At 69.5% G+C, this 16,597-nt stretch carries 18 protein-coding genes; 9 read left to right on the top strand and 9 right to left on the bottom strand.

Annotated elements, in window-relative coordinates:
* Positions 1–294: 294 nt before the first annotated feature.
* Together P3102_RS26490 and P3102_RS26485 are read right to left on the bottom strand one after the other, a co-directional pair.
* Entirely contained in the window at positions 295–1,278 is a 984-nt protein-coding gene (locus P3102_RS26490) for an SMI1/KNR4 family protein (RefSeq protein WP_276362665.1), read from the bottom strand.
* Positions 1,279–1,644: 366 nt separating this feature from the next.
* Positions 1,645–3,147 carry a leucyl aminopeptidase gene (locus P3102_RS26485; RefSeq protein WP_276362663.1) on the bottom strand — a complete coding sequence of 501 codons (1,503 nt, stop codon included), beginning with the start codon at positions 3,145–3,147 and terminating at the stop codon, positions 1,645–1,647.
* Between the two features lie 132 nt (positions 3,148–3,279).
* Here P3102_RS26485 and P3102_RS26480 point away from each other — a divergent pair, with 132 nt between their 5' ends.
* Both P3102_RS26480 and P3102_RS26475 read left to right on the top strand, forming a co-directional pair.
* The gene (locus P3102_RS26480; RefSeq protein WP_276362662.1) at positions 3,280–4,134 is read left to right on the top strand and encodes a hypothetical protein; all 855 of its coding nucleotides are present in this window, start codon (positions 3,280–3,282) and stop codon (positions 4,132–4,134) included.
* On the top strand, positions 4,127–4,753 hold the full coding sequence (locus P3102_RS26475; RefSeq protein WP_276362660.1) for a DUF402 domain-containing protein: 627 nt from the start codon (positions 4,127–4,129) through the stop codon (positions 4,751–4,753). The genes P3102_RS26480 and P3102_RS26475 overlap by 8 nt, the downstream gene beginning before the upstream one ends.
* On the opposite strand, the gene P3102_RS26470 is transcribed toward P3102_RS26475, so the two are convergent.
* Positions 4,750–5,061: a hypothetical protein gene (locus tag P3102_RS26470; RefSeq protein WP_276362659.1), complete on the bottom strand. Its 312-nt coding sequence runs from the start codon at positions 5,059–5,061 to the stop codon at positions 4,750–4,752. The two genes, P3102_RS26475 and P3102_RS26470, sit on opposite strands and share 4 nt — an antisense overlap.
* Before the next feature lie 118 nt (positions 5,062–5,179).
* Here P3102_RS26470 and P3102_RS26465 point away from each other — a divergent pair, with 118 nt between their 5' ends.
* Complete coding sequence (locus tag P3102_RS26465; protein WP_276362657.1) at positions 5,180–6,283, top strand: branched-chain amino acid aminotransferase; 1,104 nt, start codon at positions 5,180–5,182, stop codon at positions 6,281–6,283.
* Positions 6,284–6,425: 142 nt separating this feature from the next.
* Here the strand turns inward: P3102_RS26465 and cobT are convergent, their stop codons facing one another.
* Positions 6,426–7,502 carry a nicotinate-nucleotide--dimethylbenzimidazole phosphoribosyltransferase gene (gene cobT, locus P3102_RS26460; RefSeq protein WP_276362655.1) on the bottom strand — a complete coding sequence of 359 codons (1,077 nt, stop codon included), beginning with the start codon at positions 7,500–7,502 and terminating at the stop codon, positions 6,426–6,428.
* 93 nt (positions 7,503–7,595) lie between these two features.
* Here cobT and P3102_RS26455 point away from each other — a divergent pair, with 93 nt between their 5' ends.
* The gene (locus P3102_RS26455) at positions 7,596–8,264 is read left to right on the top strand and encodes an IspD/TarI family cytidylyltransferase (protein ID WP_276371359.1); all 669 of its coding nucleotides are present in this window, start codon (positions 7,596–7,598) and stop codon (positions 8,262–8,264) included.
* Here P3102_RS26455 and P3102_RS26450 read toward each other — a convergent pair.
* Complete coding sequence (locus tag P3102_RS26450; protein ID WP_276362654.1) at positions 8,261–8,665, bottom strand: hypothetical protein; 405 nt, start codon at positions 8,663–8,665, stop codon at positions 8,261–8,263. The two genes, P3102_RS26455 and P3102_RS26450, sit on opposite strands and share 4 nt — an antisense overlap.
* Before the next feature lie 170 nt (positions 8,666–8,835).
* Here P3102_RS26450 and P3102_RS26445 point away from each other — a divergent pair, with 170 nt between their 5' ends.
* Genes P3102_RS26445 through P3102_RS26435 form a run of 3 tightly spaced genes read left to right on the top strand, consistent with a single transcriptional unit; the run spans position 8,836 to position 10,653 of the window.
* Entirely contained in the window at positions 8,836–9,585 is a 750-nt protein-coding gene (locus P3102_RS26445) for a GntR family transcriptional regulator (protein WP_276362653.1), read from the top strand.
* Positions 9,582–10,433: a phosphoribosylaminoimidazolesuccinocarboxamide synthase gene (locus P3102_RS26440; RefSeq protein ID WP_276362651.1), complete on the top strand. Its 852-nt coding sequence runs from the start codon at positions 9,582–9,584 to the stop codon at positions 10,431–10,433. Before P3102_RS26445 ends, P3102_RS26440 begins: the two co-directional genes overlap by 4 nt.
* Positions 10,426–10,653: a hypothetical protein gene (locus P3102_RS26435; protein ID WP_276362650.1), complete on the top strand. Its 228-nt coding sequence runs from the start codon at positions 10,426–10,428 to the stop codon at positions 10,651–10,653. The genes P3102_RS26440 and P3102_RS26435 overlap by 8 nt, the downstream gene beginning before the upstream one ends.
* Positions 10,654–10,716: 63 nt before the next feature.
* Here the strand turns inward: P3102_RS26435 and P3102_RS26430 are convergent, their stop codons facing one another.
* Positions 10,717–11,706, bottom strand: a complete 990-nt coding sequence (locus P3102_RS26430; protein ID WP_276362648.1) for an aldo/keto reductase family protein — start codon at positions 11,704–11,706, stop codon at positions 10,717–10,719.
* Positions 11,707–11,760: 54 nt separating this feature from the next.
* Positions 11,761–12,417 (bottom strand): DUF3043 domain-containing protein, encoded by a 657-nt coding sequence (locus P3102_RS26425; protein ID WP_276362647.1) that lies wholly within the window; start codon positions 12,415–12,417, stop codon positions 11,761–11,763.
* Between the two features lie 143 nt (positions 12,418–12,560).
* Between P3102_RS26425 and P3102_RS26420 the strand changes: the two genes are divergently transcribed.
* Positions 12,561–12,938, top strand: coding sequence for an iron-sulfur cluster assembly accessory protein (locus P3102_RS26420; RefSeq protein WP_005164197.1), 378 nt, complete (start codon positions 12,561–12,563; stop codon positions 12,936–12,938).
* 85 nt (positions 12,939–13,023) lie between these two features.
* Here P3102_RS26420 and P3102_RS26415 read toward each other — a convergent pair whose 3' ends face one another.
* Positions 13,024–13,212, bottom strand: a complete 189-nt coding sequence (locus P3102_RS26415; protein ID WP_276362643.1) for a hypothetical protein — start codon at positions 13,210–13,212, stop codon at positions 13,024–13,026.
* A 142-nt stretch (positions 13,213–13,354) separates the two neighbouring features.
* Between P3102_RS26415 and P3102_RS26410 the strand changes: the two genes are divergently transcribed.
* Positions 13,355–14,344: a carbohydrate kinase family protein gene (locus tag P3102_RS26410; protein ID WP_276362642.1), complete on the top strand. Its 990-nt coding sequence runs from the start codon at positions 13,355–13,357 to the stop codon at positions 14,342–14,344.
* 266 nt (positions 14,345–14,610) lie between these two features.
* On the opposite strand, the gene asnB is transcribed toward P3102_RS26410, so the two are convergent.
* Positions 14,611–16,545: an asparagine synthase (glutamine-hydrolyzing) gene (asnB, locus tag P3102_RS26405; protein ID WP_276362640.1), complete on the bottom strand. Its 1,935-nt coding sequence runs from the start codon at positions 16,543–16,545 to the stop codon at positions 14,611–14,613.
* Positions 16,546–16,597: the final 52 nt, after the last annotated feature.

Below are 16,597 nucleotides of genomic sequence, written 5' to 3'. Positions count from 1 at the left end.
GTGAGTGGCGATTCGGGTCAGCACCCCATCGGCACTCACGACCCCTTGGCTCGGGTCGGTCTCGCGTGACTGGATGGTCGGCACATGTGCTCCGATGGACGACGCGCGTGACTGGAGGGACGCCACTCACGGCTCCTTGGCTCGGCCCGTGCTGCGGCAGATTCGCTCACCCGCCACCAGCCGGGTACCCAGTACAGGACGGTCCCCCTCCTTCCGCCTAGGTACAGGAAGGGGGCCTTCCTGTACTTCATGAAGGAAACGCGGTAGGTGCCCAAGAGGAAGCCTCATCGCCACTCACGAGGCTTGCGCCAGCAACAGCAGGTGCCGCTCCAGCAGCGCCCGGAACGTCGGGTGCACCGTCGTGCCCAGTGCCGGGTCGATCTCGACCGTCCGCCACTGTTCGCCGGCGGCGGTGAGCAGCACGACGGCCGGGTCCGCGATCACGACGACGCCGCCCTCCGCGCGGAGTTCCGCCGTCCCGAGAAGCCGGGGGAAGACGACGTCGGCGGGCAGGCCGTCGCAGGTCTGGAGGAATTCGCGGTAGTCGTCGGGCAGACGGAGTCCGAGCCGCGCCTCGGCCGCGCCGATGGTGCGGAGTGACGCCGCCGGGGGAGCGGTGCCTCCGCCGCGAAGCCGGAGGATGCCCGCGACCATCTCCCGCCATGATCCGGTTTCCGGCGGATAACGCTCGTACAGCGCCGCGACCAGCGCCCCGGCACACACCTCCGGCCAGCCGCCGAGCCCGAGGGGGTCGGCCCCCGCGAGCAGCCGCGGCGCGAGCCGTCTCGACGCGGCGAGCACGGCGACGTCCGGGCGCCCCTGTCGCGAGGCGATCCCGGCCCAGGCCGCGAGGTCGCCTCGCGCGACGGCCTCCCGCGATCGATCCGGCCGCGACGGTCCGAACCGGGAGACGGCCTCGCCGATCGGGGAGCCGCCGAGCAGGCCGTCGAGATCGGACACGCGCCGGGCGAGATACTCCTCGTGAGCGCGCTCCTCGGCGTCCAGATCGAGCGGAGTCAGCGCCGCGGCCCACTCCGGCCGCGCCCCTCGCGCTTCGAACAGCATCGCCCACGCCCGTGCCTGCACGGCGCCGGGGACGAGCGCGGTGACGGGCCGTTCGGTGAGCGCGTGCCAATGCGTGATCAGCCGGTCGGCCTCCGTCATCGCCCCGGACACGGCGAACAGCAGCGCCGCGTGGGCGATCCGGTCGTCGAGCGTCGCGTCTTCACCGCTCAGCACGTCCCTGATCGCGTCTTCGAGATACGCGTCCCTGTCCACGGAACCGACCTTGCCACAACGAGGTGCGCACCGCCCGCCGCCTCACGGGCAATTATCGGGCCCTTGCGTCGACGGGGGAATGCGGATCGAGACTTCTGTCCATAATAGACGGTCGAGCTCCGGGACTCCCGGGCAAGCGGCGCGAACGCGCGGGATCCGGTCAGCGACCGTCCACTTCGGACTGACGCGGCGATGGTCGGCGCTCGCGCGCGGCACTCCGGGGAAATGAGGTCGCGTTCGATCCGTGCCACGGTCTGGCCCGACGCAGGCGGACGAGGACACCGCGCTTCACCCCCAACGCGCGTGAAAGCCCCCTTCCCGTACCGAAGCACTCAGGAAGGGGGCCGTCACAAGCGTTCGAAAGCGTCAGCCGTTCGCGGCGATGTCCGCGAGGACCGCGGCGATGGTGCGGACCGGGACGCCGGTGCCGCCCTTGCCGGTGTAGCCCCACGGCCCGGCGGTGTTGAACGACGGGCCCGCGATGTCGATGTGCGCCCAGGGCAGGCCCTCGGTGACGAACTCGCGCAGGAAGATGCCCGCGGCGAGCATGCCGCCCCAGCGGTGCCCGGTGACGTTGGCCAGGTCGGCGAGGCGCGAGTCGAGGTCGGCGCGCAGTTCCTCCGGCAGCGGCATCGCCCAGCCGCCTTCACCGGTCGCCTGCGCGATCGAAGCGATCCGGTCGCGGAACTCGTCCGAGCCCATGACGCCCGCGGTGCGGTTGCCGAGCGCGACGACCTGCGCGCCGGTCAGGGTCGAGGTCTCGATCAGGTAGTCGGGGTTCTCCTCGCCCGCGCGCACGATCGCGTCGGCCAGCACGAGACGGCCTTCGGCGTCGGTGTTGAGCACCTCCACGGTCTTGCCGCCGTACATGCTGAGCACGTCGCCCGGCCGGTACGAGGTGGCCGAGGGCAGGTTCTCCGCCAGCGGGATGTGCGCGACGACCTCGAGCGGGTACCTCAGCTTCGCGGCCAGCACCACGGAGGCGAGCACGGCGGCCGCGCCCGACATGTCCGAGGTCATGTGGTCCATGTTCGCGGCGGGCTTGATCGAGATGCCGCCCGAGTCGAAGGTGATGCCCTTGCCGACCAGCGCGACCTTCTTCGAGGCCTTCGACGGCTTGTAAGCGACGCGCAGCAGGCGCGGCTGACGCGACGAGCCGCCGCCGACGCCGAGGATGCCGCCGAAGCCCTTGCGCTTGAGTGCCTTCTCGTCGAGGACCTCGAAGTCGAGGTCGTTCGCCTCGGCCAGCGTCTTCGCGCGGTCGGCGAAGGAGGCCGGGAACAGGTCGTTCGGCGGGGTGTTGATCAGGTCGCGGGCGATGATCACCGACTCCGCGATCAGGCCGGCGGCCTTCAGCGTCGCCTTGTGGTCCTTGGCGGTGCCCTCTTCGGGGCTCACGAAGTCCACCTTGGCGAGCGGGCCGTCGCCCTTTTCGGAGCGGTACTCGGTGAAGGAGTACGCGCCGAGCGCGGTGCCCTCGACGGCGGCCTGCAGGTCGATCGCCGACAGCGTGACGAACGCGCGGTCGGTCCCGTTCAGCGCCCGCGCGGCGGCACCGGCTCCCCGGCGGACCTGCTCGGCGGTGACGCCGTCCGCGCCGGCCTTGCCGAGGCCGACGGCCAGTACGACGGCGGCGGGCAGCTTGCCCAGCGTCGGTACCTTGACGACCTCGTCGGCCTTGCCGGACGCGCCGAGGGTGCCGAGGACTTCGGCGAGCTTGCCGTCGAAGGCGGCATCGGCGACGGAGGAGCCGGCGGCGAGCGCCAGGCCGTCCTCGCCCTGCAGGGTGCCGATGACGACGACGTCGGCGCGCGTCTTGGCGAGCGCCGCTCCGGCGTTTTCGGTCAGGGCAAGCTTCGGCACGGTCACTTCTGGCTCCTCGCGCGTTCGCGGTGACACCGGGCGGCCGCCCGGTTGGATCGTAAGCCATGCTAATGACAGTCGGACCTGGGGTAACAGCGGGGCCGACGGGTCACTCGATGCGGGAGGAAGGGAGACGGCGTGCGGCTGGCGGGCGGGCTGCTCATCGCACTGGCGGTGGGCACGTCCGGAGCGGACTACTGGGTACTCGTCGCCGCCGTGTTCGCGACCGTGCTCGCCGTCGCGGCCGAGGCGCTGCTGCCACCGGTGGGGGGCACCCGGCCCGAGCGGATCGCGAGCTCCGTTTCGCGGCTCGGGCTCGTCTTGGTCCTCGCGACGACGTTCGGGCAGTACCTCTTTCCCGCCACGCCGGATGTCGCCGCCGCGGTGTTCGCCGTCGTCGTGGCCGTCGCCGACCTGGCCGGGGTCCGCCTCGGTGACCACGCCGCGCGCTGGGTCACCGGGCTGTCGCTGGCCGCGGCCGCGTCCCTGATCGCGATCTGCGTCGGCATCCCGCCCCTGGCGCAGTTCATCGCACCGGACCCGCCGTCCGTACCCGGACTCGGCCTCGCCGTGCTGGTGCTGCTGCCGTTCCTGCTGCCCCGCCGTCCCGGCGCGGGCCGCGCGGCCGCGGTGGGCGCCGTGGCCGTGGCGATCACCGCCGTCGCCCTCTACCAGCTCGGACCGGTCCGGCTGGGGCTTTCCGCGACGTCGTTCCGCGAACTCCTGGCCGCGGCCGACGCGGTCTCGCTGCTGCCGGTGCTGACCGTGGTGGTCGCCGTGGCGACGGTGCCCGTCGCGGTGGACGCCTTCACCGACGGCCGGGAGCGGCTTTCCCCGGAACGTCCGAAGGCGACACTCGCTTGTGGACTCATCGTGGCCGTCGCGGCCGCCTTCGCTGGGCCGGTCGTGGCCCTCGGGCTCGCGGGAGTGGGAACGCTCGCCGAACTGGTTCTGCGGGTCCGCGCCCGTCGGTACCGTGCAAGGCGTGCGTGATCCTCTCTGGACCCCGGGCGACACGGTCGTCGAACGGTTCCTGCGACCGGACGGCTCGATCGGCCAGCACCACCCGCTGCGTGTCCTCGCCGACGACGGCACCGTGCTGCTCGGCTGGCTGCCCGCGGACACCCCGATCATCGGCAGCAGGCTCGCCGACGGGCGGTTCTTCCGTGAGGCGCCCTTGGCGGAGCGGTTCCGGGTGCCGAGGGTGCGGGTGGCCGATTTCTGGCGCGACACCTCGACACTGCGCCGCATCGCCGACGACGAATGGTCTTCGGTCTGGTGGTTCTTCGACGCCGAGGGCCGCTTCCTGAACTGGTACGTCAACCTCGAGGTCCCGCTGGGGCGCACGCCGTCCGGGCCCGACCGGATCGACGGCATCCTCGACGTCGCCGTCCAGCCCGGCGGACGCTGGCGGTGGAAGGACGAGGACGAGGCGGAAGAGGCCGTCCTCGCCGGCCGCATCACCGCCGGTCAGCTCGAGCGGCTGCGCGCCGAGGGCGAGCGGATCGGAGCACTCGCGGACGCCGGGCGCTTCCCCTTCGACGGGACGTGGACCGACTTCCGTCCGGAGCCGGACTGGCCCGCGCCCGCCCTCCCCGAGGGGTTGCTTTAGCTCACTTGGAGGAGCAGGAGCAGCACCAGCACGACGTTGATCACCGTGAGGATCACCACCGACTTGGTGGACAGCCCGCGCGGGAACACCTTGCCGTGGATGCTCTTCCACCAGAAAATGCCGAAACCGCCGGCGATCAGGCCGAGGAACGCGCCGAAGCCGCTCTCCAGCAGGGCCCAACCGTCCATCATCAGCACGCCGGTGCCGAAGGTCAGCAGTACCGCGGTCGCGAACGTCTTGATGTCGGCCCCCGCGCCGGAGCCGGCAGGCTTGGCCGGGTGGGCGGGCTGCATGGGGTTTAACGTCACGCCACCATCCTAGAGGGCGCGAGGCCCCGCGTGGTCGTCCCGACGGACAGATCGCGGGCGGTAAAGATATGCGGACGTCCGACTAACGTGGGTCCGACCAAGCGTTATCGTCTTAGACATGACGACCTCGACGCAGTTCACCCACCTCCCGCACCCGAGCCCCGCGAGCCCGGAACGCGTCGCGGACGTATTGGCCGCCCCCGGTTTCGGCCTGCACTTCACCGACCACATGGTGACCGTGAAGTGGAGCGCCGAGCAGGGCTGGCACGACGCCACCGTCGGGCCGTACGCGCCGCTGGCGCTCGACCCGGCGACCTCCGTGCTGCACTACGGCCAAGCGATCTTCGAAGGTCTCAAGGCGTACCGCCAGCCGGACGGCACGATCGCCGCGTTCCGGCCCGACGCGAACGCGATCCGGTTCCGCAACTCGGCCGAGCGCCTCGCCATGCCCCAGCTGCCGGTGGAGGTCTTCCTCGACTCGATCCGCGAACTCGTCGCGGTCGACTCCCGCTGGATCCCGACGAAGCCGGGCGAGTCGCTGTACCTGCGGCCGTTCATGATCTCCACCGAAGCCGGACTCGGCGTCAACCGGCCCGCGAACGAGTACCTCTACGCGCTGATCGGTTCGCCCGCGGGCTCGTACTTCTCCGGTGGCGTGAAACCGGTGAGCGTGTGGCTCTCGACCGAGTACGTGCGCGCCGTCCCCGGCGGCACCGGCGCGGCGAAATGCGCCGGCAACTACGCGGCGTCCTTCGTCGCGCAGGCGCAGGCCGTGGAGAAGGGCTGCGACCAGGTCGTGTGGCTCGACGCCGTCGAACGGCGCTGGGTCGAGGAGATGGGCGGGATGAACCTGTTCTTCGTCTTCGGCTCCGGCGACGAGGCCCGCGTCGTGACCCCGGAACTGACCGGCTCGCTGCTGCCGGGCGTGACCCGCAAGTCGCTGCTGGAGCTGGCGAAGTCCTTCGGGCACCGGATCGAGGAGCGGCGCATCTCCACCGACGAGTGGGAGAAGGCGGCGGCTTCCGGCGAGCTCACCGAGGTGTTCGCCTGCGGCACCGCGGCGGTCATCACCCCGGTCGGGCACGTGAAGCACGCGGGCGGCGAGTTCTCCGTCGCGGGCGGGCGGCCCGGCGAGCTGACGATGAAGCTGCGCGGCGCGCTGACCGGGATCCAGGAGGGCACCCGGCCCGCGCCGGAAGGCTGGATGTACCCGCTGGGCTGAGCTGCCGCCTTCGGGTCCCTGCGCGCGCCATGAAAGGTCCTTTCCTTGCGAAATTTGCAAGGAAAGGACCTTTCATGGCACTCGAGGGGATGGGGCGACCCCGCAGTCAGGGAACCGAACGCGGACGGCGGCGGACAGCGCGTCAGGAAGCGGGGGCCTCGATCAGCGGCAAGCTCACCCCGGCCTGCTCGTGCGTGGCCATCTCCGCGAGCACCCGCGTCGCCATGAACACCAGCGGCAGCGCCGCGACCGCGCCCGTCCCCTCGCCGAGGCGCACGTCCAGATCGAGGATGGGCTCGAGGTCGAGGTGCTCCAGCGCCAGCGCGTGCGCGGGTTCGCCGCCGCGCTGGCCCGCGGCCCACCACTGTCGCGCGCCGGGGACGAGCTCTTCGGCGACCAGCGCGGCCGCGGAGGCGACCAGGCCGTCCAGGATCACCGGCGTCTTCCGGAGCGAGGCCTGGGCGAGGAATCCGGCCATCGCGGCGATGTCGGCGCCGGCGGCGGTGCGCAGCAGCGCGACCGGGTCGGCCAGCACGGTCCTCGCCCGCCGCAGCGCGTCACGGACCACCGCGGCCTTGCGCATCCAGGCCTTGTCGTCGATGCCCGAACCGCGGCCGACGACGGCCACCGGTTCGCTGCCGGTCAGCGCCGCGACCAGTACCGAGGCCGGGGTGCTGTTCCCGATCCCGAGGTCGCCCGCGATGAGCAGGTCGGCCCCGCCGTCGACCTCGGCGTCGGCGATCGCCCGGCCCGCGCGGACGGCGGCACGCGCCTCCTCGTCGGTCAGCGCGTCCTCGACGTCGATCGAGCCGGACCCGCGCCGCACCTTGAACTCGCCGATCGACCGCGTGGCGGAGGCGTCGCTGTCGACGGCCATGTCGACGACGCGGACGCTCGCGCCCGCCGAGGCGGCCAGCACGTTGATGGCCGCGCCGCCGGTCAGCATGCTGCCGACGAGTTGAGCGGTGACCTCGCGCGGGTACGCCGAGACGCCCTTCGCGGCGACGCCGTGATCTCCGGCGAACACCACGACCCGGGGCCGGGTGAACGGCCGCGGCGGCGACTGGCCCTGGCAGGCCGCGACCCAGACGCCCAGTTCTTCGAGCCTGCCCAGTGACCCGGCCGGTTTGATCAGTTTCGAGTGCAAGGCGATCGCCGCCGAGCGCGCGTGTTCATCAGGCTGCTCGACTTCGGCGAACTCGAGGATTTCGTCGTCCAACGCCCTGCCCCTTCGGATCGCTTCGGTGGCCGGACCCAACCTACCCACCCGCCTGTGCCAGAGTTGCCTGTGGCTCAGACGAAGGCCGCCGGGGTGGTGCTCGCGAGCGGAGCGGGCACCCGTGTCGGCGCCGAACTCAACAAGGTCTATCTGCCGGTGGCGGGCAAACGGGTCGTCGCGTGGTCGCTCGACGCCTTCGCCCGCGTACCCGGTATCGACGTGCTCGTGCTGGTCATCCGGCCGCAGGACACCGCACTCGCGCGGGAGGTGCTGGCCGCGCAGCCGAACGAGGTCGAACTCGTCCACGGCGGCGCGACGCGTCAGGGTTCGGAACTGAACGCCTTGCGCCACTTGACTTCCCGTATCGAAAGCGGCGAGATCGACGCGGTACTGCTGCACGACGCGGCCCGTCCGCTCGTCACCCCGGAACTGATCGCGGACGTCCTCGCCGACACGCGGCGCCACGGGGGAGCGGTACCCGGGGTCGCGGCCGACGACATCGTGCGTGTGGACGGCGACACCGTTTCCGGCGCGCTGCCCGGCGCGATCCGGGTGCAGACGCCGCAGGGTTTCCGCGCCGCCCCGTTGCTCGAGGCGTACGAAACGGCCGAGCGTGAAGGTTTCGTCGGCACGGACACGTCTTCGTGTATGGAAAGGTTCTCCGCGCTGCCGGTGCGGTGGGTTCCGGGCAGCGCGGAGAACCTCAAGATCACCTACCCGCACGACCTCGTTGTCGCCGAGCAGGTGATCGGCCGAGGTTAGGGATCTCCCTGGTCGGCCTTGGTCGGTATGGCGGGCAGGATGGTGACCGGCCGGCGCGCCTCCATCGGGACGACGCAGTCCGGATGTGGTTGCAGCAACTGGATCGGCGCGGTGGCGTCGCCCGGCGCCGGGATGGTCAGCACCGCGCGCAGCGTCCAGTCGGCCGTCGAGTGGTACTGCCACGAGACGAGCGCCGGCTGGAAGACGTCGGTGTCGGGCAGCGTGGTGACCCGGAAGGCACTCGCCCGTTCCTCGCCGCGGAGAATGAGGACGTCCGCGCAGGTGTCCCACTGGAAAACCGCGGCACAGACCTCCGGTTCCTCCCGTGGGCCGAAGATGTAGACGACCCACCGGCGTCTTCGAAGCTCTTCGAGCAGTTCGTCGATGCTCAGGTGGTTCATCGAGCCCCCTATCGGGTTTCGGGAACTCTGCGGAGAGTAACAGGTGTACTAGAGCACCGTCCAGAATCTGTATTGGTACGTAATAATGGGGTGTGAGCAGGATCCTTGGTGCTCGCCCATTGGTGTGCTAGAACGCTTGTGCGCACCGCGCGACCTTGTGAGGAGTCACCTTGCCCGCCGTCGATCGACCTGAACCGCCGTATCTCCAGATCGCGGGAAGCATTCGCGACGACATCGTTTCGGGCAGGCTCAAGGAAGGCGACACCGTCCCGTCCGCGCGGGAGATCGCCAGGAACTGGAACGTCGCGATGGCGACGGCGATGAAGGTGCTTTCGACACTTCGCGCCGAAGGTCTGGTCCGCGCGGTACGCGGCATCGGGACAGTGGTGCAGACCAGGACGTTGCACCGCTCCGCGCACGACCGGACGATCTCGATCGCCCGAACCGGCAAGGTCTATCCGCCGGGCCACTACGCGAAAATCCGCGAAGCAGGCCTTCTGCCCGCACCGGACCGGGTGGCGGGCGCGCTCGGAATCGATGAAGGTACCCCGGTGATCCGGCGGCGGCGCACCACGTATGCGGGCGAAGGCCGGCCGGTGTCGACGTCGGTCTCGTGGTTCGACGGCGCTGTCGCGGCGAAGGCTCCGCTGCTGTTCGAGCCGGTGCGGATCGTCGAAGGCACGGTCAAATACGTGGCGGACCGGACAGGTCGTGTGCTGGCGTCGACCCATTCCCAGCACGCCGCGGGGCTGGCGGGTGCCGAGGAGGCGGCGGAACTCAGGGTGGCCGAAGGTTCGGCGATTCTGTTGAGTCGCAACAGGTTCTTGTCCGCCGAGGGAGACGTACTCGAGTACGGCGAATCGGCGGCCTTGCCGGGCCACTGGATTTTCTACGAATACGACATCGAGGACGGGGCATGAAGCACATTCACGCGGGTAAGGTCCGAGACCTTTACGAAGTCGACGGCGACATTCTGCTCGTCGCGTCGGATCGCGTTTCGGTCTACGACGTCTCGCTGCCGACCCCGATCCCGGACAAGGGCGCGCTGCTGAACCAGCTTTCCGCCTGGTGGTTCGAAAAGCTGGCCGACGTGGTGCCGAACCACGTTCTCTCCACGACCGACGTCCCCGCCGAATTCGCCGGGCGCGCCACGCGCTGCAAACCGCTGAAGATGATCCAGGTCGAATGCATCGCACGCGGCTATCTCACCGGTCTCGGAATGCGCGAATACCAGCGCGTCGGCAAGGTTTCCGGGGTCGAACTGCCCGCCGGTCTCGTCGAGGCCGACAAGCTGCCCGAGCCGATCTTCACGCCCACCACGAAGATCTCCGACACCGGCCACGACGAGTTCATGACCTTCGCCGACGTCGTGAACGACATCGGCGAGGAGACCGCGGACCGCATCCGCGATCTGACGCTCGAGGTCTATACCAAGGGTGCGGAGCACGCGGCGAAGCACGGCATCATCATCGCCGACACCAAGATCGAATTCGGCTTCGACGCCGAGGGCGTGCTGACGCTCGGGGACGAGGTCCTCACCTCGGACTCGTCGCGGTTCTGGCCTGCCGACGACTACGAGCCCGGCCGGACACAGCACGCGTTCGACAAGCAGTTCGTCCGCGACTGGTCCACCACCACCGGCTGGGACAAGACACCGCCCGGGCCCGCCATCCCGGACGAGATCGTCGAGGCGACCCGCAAGCGCTACACCGAGGTCTACGAACGGATCACCGGGAAGACCTGGATTCCCGGCGGTGACCATGCCTGAACAGCAGGTCTACGACCCGTACCGGCTGATCGACGACGTCGAGGACCTGCTGATCCAGCGAGGGCACCGGCCGAAGCGGCTCGACGGCCGGACCGGTGACCGGGTCGCCGGCGCGAGCAGGTTGTTGCGGGGCTTGGGAATCGATCCGTTGCGCGCCCCCGCCGACGCCCTCGACCTCGACGGTCAGATCGCGTATCAGTCCCGCGTGCACGGTGATTGACGCAAGCAGGGGACTTGTCGCGGGAGAAACGCCCGCGACAAGTCCCCTGCTTGCGAGGGTGGATCAGGGCGAGCGGGTCAGCGTCGGGTCGGTCTCGGTGACGCCGTCGAGGGCCTCGTCGATCGCGGCGAGCAGATCGGCGTCCAGCTTCACACCGGCCGCCTTGACGTTCTCGTGCACCTGTTCCGGCCGCGAAGCGCCGATGATCGCCGAGGCCACGTTCGGGTTCTGCAGCACCCACGCCACGGACAGCTGGGCCATCGTCAGGCCCGCCTTGTCCGCGATCGGCTGGAGCCGCTGGACGCGTTCGAGGACGTCGTCGTCGAGGAAGCGGGCGACCATGTCGGCGCCGCCCTTCTCGTCGGTCGCGCGGGAGCCTTCGGGCAGTGGCTGACCGGGCCTGTACTTGCCGGTGAGCACGCCCTGCGCGATCGGCGACCAGACGATCTGGCTGAGGCCCTCACGTTCGGAAGCCGGGACGACCTGCGCCTCGATGACCCGCCACAGCGCGTTGTACTGCGGCTGGTTCGAGACGAGGGGCACCTTGAGCTCGCGGGCGATCGCCGCGCCCTGGGTGATCTGCTCGGCGGTCCACTCGGAAACGCCGACGTAGAGCACCTTGCCCTGGCGGACCAGGTCGGCGAAGGCGAGGAACGTCTCTTCGAGCGGGACGGTCCGGTCGAACCGGTGTGCCTGGTAGAGGTCGACGTAGTCGGTGCCGAGGCGCTTCAGCGAAGCGTTCGCCGACTCCATGATGTGCTTGCGGCCGAGCCCCTGGTCGTTGGGGCCCTTGGGGCCGGTCGGCCAGTAGACCTTGGTGAAGATCTCCAGGCTTTCGCGGCGCAGGCCCTTCAGTCCGCGGCCGAGCACCGATTCGGCCGCCGTGTTCGCGTAGACGTCGGCGGTGTCGAAGGTCGTGATACCGGCGTCGAGCGCCGCCTTGATGCAGGCCTGAGCCTGGTCCTCTTCCACCTGGGACCCGTGGGTGAGCCAGTTGCCGTACGAGATCTCACTGACATTGAGGCCGCTGCGGCCTAGACGTCGAAACTCCATGGCGCGACTCTACCCCAGGCCGTTAGGCAAGCTAACGACCTGGGTTTCGCCTGTTCAGACCTTGTCGCCGGGCTTCACTCGCGGCTTGGGGACCCGCAGCTTGCGGATCTGGCTGGCCCGGATGAACGAGTACCAGCCGACGGAGACGCCCTTGACCGTCTCGTCCGGGAACTTCAGGCGGACCATCTTCGCGATCCGGCGCCCGCTGAGGAAACCTTCGACGATCATGCCGAGCAGCATCACGGTGCACAGCAGCGTCGCGTAGCGCTGCACCTCGGGGTACGGCAGGATCAGCGCGACGAAGACCAGGATCGCCAGCGGCATGAACAGGCCGAGCAGGTTGCGCCGCGAGTCGACCAGATCACGGATGTACGCCTTGACCGGGCCGCGGTCGCGGGGAAGCAGGTACTTGTCCTCGCCCGCCATCATCCGCTCGCGGCGTTCCTTGGCGGCGTTGCGCTGCTTCGCCTTGTACTCCGGGTCGGCCTTGGCGGACTTGCGGAGTTCTTTGTTCCGCTTCATCGCCTCCCGCATGGTGGTCGGTGGGGGCGCCACCGGGCCGCGGCGCTTGGCCTCGGCCTCACGCCGCTTGGGCGTCGCCTTGCCCTTTCCGGGCGTGTACGCCTTGGCCTGGACCTCGACGGCCTCGTCACCGGGCGTCTCGGTGTCCGTCGTGGCGGAGTCTGTGGTGCTACGGCGCAGGAACCTCACCCCGTCAGGGTAGTCGCGGGCGTCACGGTGGCACGCACCAGGCCGAGCGATATGTCACCATGGAGGGGAACAGATCGGGACTCCGACGTGTTGGACCAAGTGCAAGACGAGTACCCGCAGCGAGTTCGACCAGAGGGAGAACCATGACGACCGCTGAGCAGGCAGCCGCAGCTCAGGCCGAAACCGCCGAGGAGACCCACGGCGTCACGTTGACCGACGCCGCCGCCGTCAAGGCGAAGGCCCTGCTCGAGCAGGAGGGCCGTGACGACATGCACCTGCGCATCGCCGTCCAGCCCGGTGGGTGCGCCGGCCTCCGCTACCAGCTGTTCTTCGACGAGCGCACGCTCGACGGCGACCTGTTCCGTGACTTCGACGGGCTCCGCGTGGCCGTCGACCGGATGAGCGCGCCGTACGTGTCGAGCGCCGTGATCGACTTCGTCGACTCGATCGAGAAACAGGGCTTCACGATCGACAACCCCAACGCGACCGGCAGCTGCGCCTGCGGCGACAGCTTCCACTGACGCGCGTCAGACGTGAAGAAGGGCCGCGAACCTCACCAGGTTCGCGGCCCTTCTTCCTGCGCGGAGCTCGTCACATGCAGCGAGATCAGACGTAGGCGTCCAGATCGGCGACCTGGGCGAGGCACCGGTCGTCCACGGTCCACGGCGGCGCGCTCTGCCGGGGCAGCGGCAGGTTCTCGGCCTGGAGGGACGACGGGATACCGGCACAGTCGGCGATGAGTTCGCCGATCGATTCCGGCTCGAGGTGATACGCGGGAGTGGTCACGAACGACAAAGTTAATGACTCGTGGCGGAGTAGGACACCACTACCAACCGGTAGTGTCGACGGCCATGCTCGAAGCAACCCGTATGGGGCATGACCTGCGGGTAACTTAGCCGTCCTCGCCCCGGCGAGGCCGACCGATCAAGGAGAACCGGTGGCAGACAGCGCCAGGATCGCGGTATCCGGCAGTATCGCAACCGATCACCTCATGCACTTCCCTGGCAGGTTCGCCGAGCAGCTCGTCGCCGAGCAGCTGCACCGGGTGTCCCTGAGCTTCCTGGCCGATGACCTCGTCGTCCGGCGGGGCGGGATCGGCGCGAACATCGCCTTCGGTCTCGGCGTACTCGGCAAGCGCCCCATCCTGGTCGGCGCGGTGGGCGCCGACTTCGCCGACTACCGCTCGTGGCTCGAACGGCACGGCGTCGACACCGCCGGCGTGCTGATCTCCGAAGTGGCGCACACCGCCCGCTTCGTCTGCACCACCGACGAGGACCTCTGCCAGATCGCCACCTTCTACGCCGGCGCGATGTCCGAATCCCGCAACATCGAACTGGCGCCCGTCGCCGCGCACGCCGGCGCGCTGTCGCTCGTGCTGATCAGCCCGGACGATCCCGAAGGCATGGTCCGGCACGCTCAAGAATGCCGTCAGCGCGGTTACCCCTTCGCCGTCGACCCCTCGCAGCAGCTGGCCCGGATGGACGGCGCACAGGTGCGCTCCTTCGTCGAGGGCGCGAAATACCTGTTCAGCAACGACTACGAATGGGAACTGCTGCTCCAGAAGACCGGCTGGTCCGAGGCCGACGTCCTCGACCGTGTCGGCATGCGGATCACGACGCTCGGGGAGAAGGGCGTCGAGATCCTCGGCAAGGACGGTCTCGCGCTGCAGATCGGCGCCGTCCCGGAACGCGGCAAGGTCGACCCGACCGGCGTCGGCGACGGCTTCCGCGCCGGGTTCATCGCCGGTATCGACGGCGGCCTCAGCCTGGAGCGTTCGGCGCAGCTGGGCTCGCTGATCGCCGTGCTCGTGCTGGAGACGGTGGGCACGCAGGAATGGTCCTTCGACCGTGCCGACGTGCTGGGGCGCCTCAAGGACGCCTTCGGCCCGGAGTCCGCCGAGGAGATCGCGGCGATCCTGCCCGCTTGAGCCGAAGCGGCAGTTCGTGAGTCCGTGAAGGCCTTCTTGAGGGACGCGTGTTCGCCGGCCGATGAGGGGATGGGGACACGCGACGGCCCAGTTCCTTGAGCAACGGGCTCCGCCCGCCCGCGAAAGTGGGAATGCGGGCGATCGAGGGAAAGAGCACCCCGGATCCGGAACGGGCCACTACCGGCCGTCCCTCGTGCCGTGCAGGAGGACGAAGTCCATCCTGCGTGCCTGCACCGGCTGCACGGTGCAGGCACGCAGGGTCGTGGCTAGAGCTTCACCGGGTAGACGGGTTCCGGCACCTCGGGCTTGATGCGGTTCTCCACGAAGATGCCGTGCCACAGCATGAACATCAACAGCGCCCAGAGCTGGCGGCTGCGGTCGTGCTGGCCCTCCTTGTGCTCGTCGAGCAGTGCGAGGGCGGCCTTCTTGTCGATCAGCGCGTCGGTCCGGGAGTCGGCGATGATGCCCTTGGCCCAGTCGTACATCTCGTCGCGCAGCCACAGCCGGATCGGCACCGGGAAGCCGAGCTTGCGCCGGTTGAGCACGTGCCCGGGGATGATCTTCGCCAGCGCCTGGCGCAGCGCGTACTTGCTGGTGCCGTGCGTGAGCTTCTGGTCGACGGGAATGGTCGCGGCGACCTTGAACACCTCGGAGTCGAGGAACGGCACGCGCAGTTCCAGCGAGTTCGCCATGGTCACCTTGTCGGCCTTGACCAGGATGTCGCCGCGCAGCCAGGTGAACAGGTCGACGTGCTGCATCCGCGCGACCGGGTCCCAGCCTTCGGAAACCCGGTACCAGGGGGCGGTGACGTCCTTGAAACCGACGCCTTCCCGGTAGGTGCGCAGCACCTTCCGGAGCTGCTCGTCGCGGAAGTTGCGGGCGTTGCCGTAGTAGCGGTCCTCCAGCGGCAGCGCCCCCCGCCGCAGCAGGTCCTTGCCGCGGGTGCCCTCCGGGATCTTCGTGGAGACCTTCCCGAGGATCTTGCGCACCCCGCCGGGGATCTTCTCGAACGGTGCCAGGGAGATCGGCTCGTTGTAGACGGTGTAGCCGCCGAAGAGCTCGTCGGCGCCTTCGCCGGACAGCACGGCCTTGACGTGCTTGCGCGCTTCGCGGGCGATGAACCACAGCGGTACGAGCGCCGGGTCGGCCACCGGATCGTCCAGGTACCAGACGATCAGCGGCATCGCCTCCATCATCTCCTCGGCCGACACCACCCGGACCACGTGCTTCACCCCGATCGCGGCGGCCGTCTCGGCGGCGACGTCGACCTCGGAGTAACCCTGGCGATCGAATCCACTGGTGAACGCGATGAGGTTGGGGTTGTGCTCCTTCGCCAGCGTCGCGGTCGCGGTGGAGTCGATCCCGCCGGAGAGGAACGCGCCGACCGTGACGTCCGGGTCGGAGATCATGTGCTTGCCGACCGAGTCGCGCATCACGTCGGCGATCCGCTCGTACAGCGCGTCCGCCTCGGCCTGGCCGCTGACCGGCTTCGCGGTGAACTGCGGATGGAAGTAGCGGGTGAACTCCACGTCCCCGCCCGGCACCAGCCGGAACGAGGTGCCGGACTCGACGCGGCGGATCCCGGTGTGCAGCGTCTCGGGTTCGGGCACGTACTGCAGCACCAGGTAGTGCTGCAGGGCCGTCTTGTCCAGCTCCTCCTCGACGCCGAGCACGCCCGAAAGCTCCAGGAGACTCTTCTTCTCACTCGAGAAGGCGACCTTGCCGGGGCCGGCCGAGTAGAACAGCGGCTTGATGCCGAACGGGTCACGTGCGCCGAAGACGACCTTCTCCTGGGAGTCCCAGATCATGAAGGCGAACATCCCGCGCAGCTTCTTCACCGCGGCGTCGCCGAGGTAGTGGTAGGCCGCGACGATCGCCTCGCCGTCACCTTCTGTGGCGAATTTCGCACCGTGCTCCGCGGCCAGCTCGTCGCGCAGCTCTCGGTAGTTGTAGATCTCGCCGTTGAAGTTCAGCGTGTAGCGCTCGGGAGCCTCCGGCGGGCCCCAGATCAGCGGCTGGTGGGCGTGGTCGACGTCGATGAAGGCCAGCCGGTTGAAGCCGTAGACCACCTCGGCGTCGGCCCAGGTGTCGTGCTCGTCGGGGCCGCGGTGCCGCTGGCAGCGCATGGCCGCGTCGACGGCGTCACGGGCGCTCGCAGCGTCGGCTTCGGTCGAACAGATCAGTCCAAGCAGGCCGCACACGTCTAGTTCACACACCTCTTGTTGGCCGAGCGGGGAGAAGGGCCCAGTATGC

The sequence above is a fragment of the Amycolatopsis sp. QT-25 genome, from assembly GCF_029369745.1.
In the GTDB taxonomy this organism is placed as follows: domain Bacteria; phylum Actinomycetota; class Actinomycetes; order Mycobacteriales; family Pseudonocardiaceae; genus Amycolatopsis.
Note: the sequence above shows the minus strand (reverse complement) of the source record. Positions and strands in the feature narration are given on the sequence as shown.

Bases quoted from the DNA above. Each gene is read 5' to 3' on its own strand.
- P3102_RS26465 (WP_276362657.1), top strand. From the start codon at position 5,180: ATGACGACCTCGACGCAGTTCACCCACCTCCCGCACCCGAGCCCCGCG.
- P3102_RS26450 (WP_276362654.1), bottom strand. From the start codon at position 8,665: ATGAACCACCTGAGCATCGACGAACTGCTCGAAGAGCTTCGAAGACGC.
- P3102_RS26440 (WP_276362651.1), top strand. From the start codon at position 9,582: ATGAAGCACATTCACGCGGGTAAGGTCCGAGACCTTTACGAAGTCGAC.
- P3102_RS26435 (WP_276362650.1), top strand. From the start codon at position 10,426: ATGCCTGAACAGCAGGTCTACGACCCGTACCGGCTGATCGACGACGTC.
- P3102_RS26430 (WP_276362648.1), bottom strand. From the start codon at position 11,706: ATGGAGTTTCGACGTCTAGGCCGCAGCGGCCTCAATGTCAGTGAGATC.
- P3102_RS26420 (WP_005164197.1), top strand. From the start codon at position 12,561: ATGACGACCGCTGAGCAGGCAGCCGCAGCTCAGGCCGAAACCGCCGAG.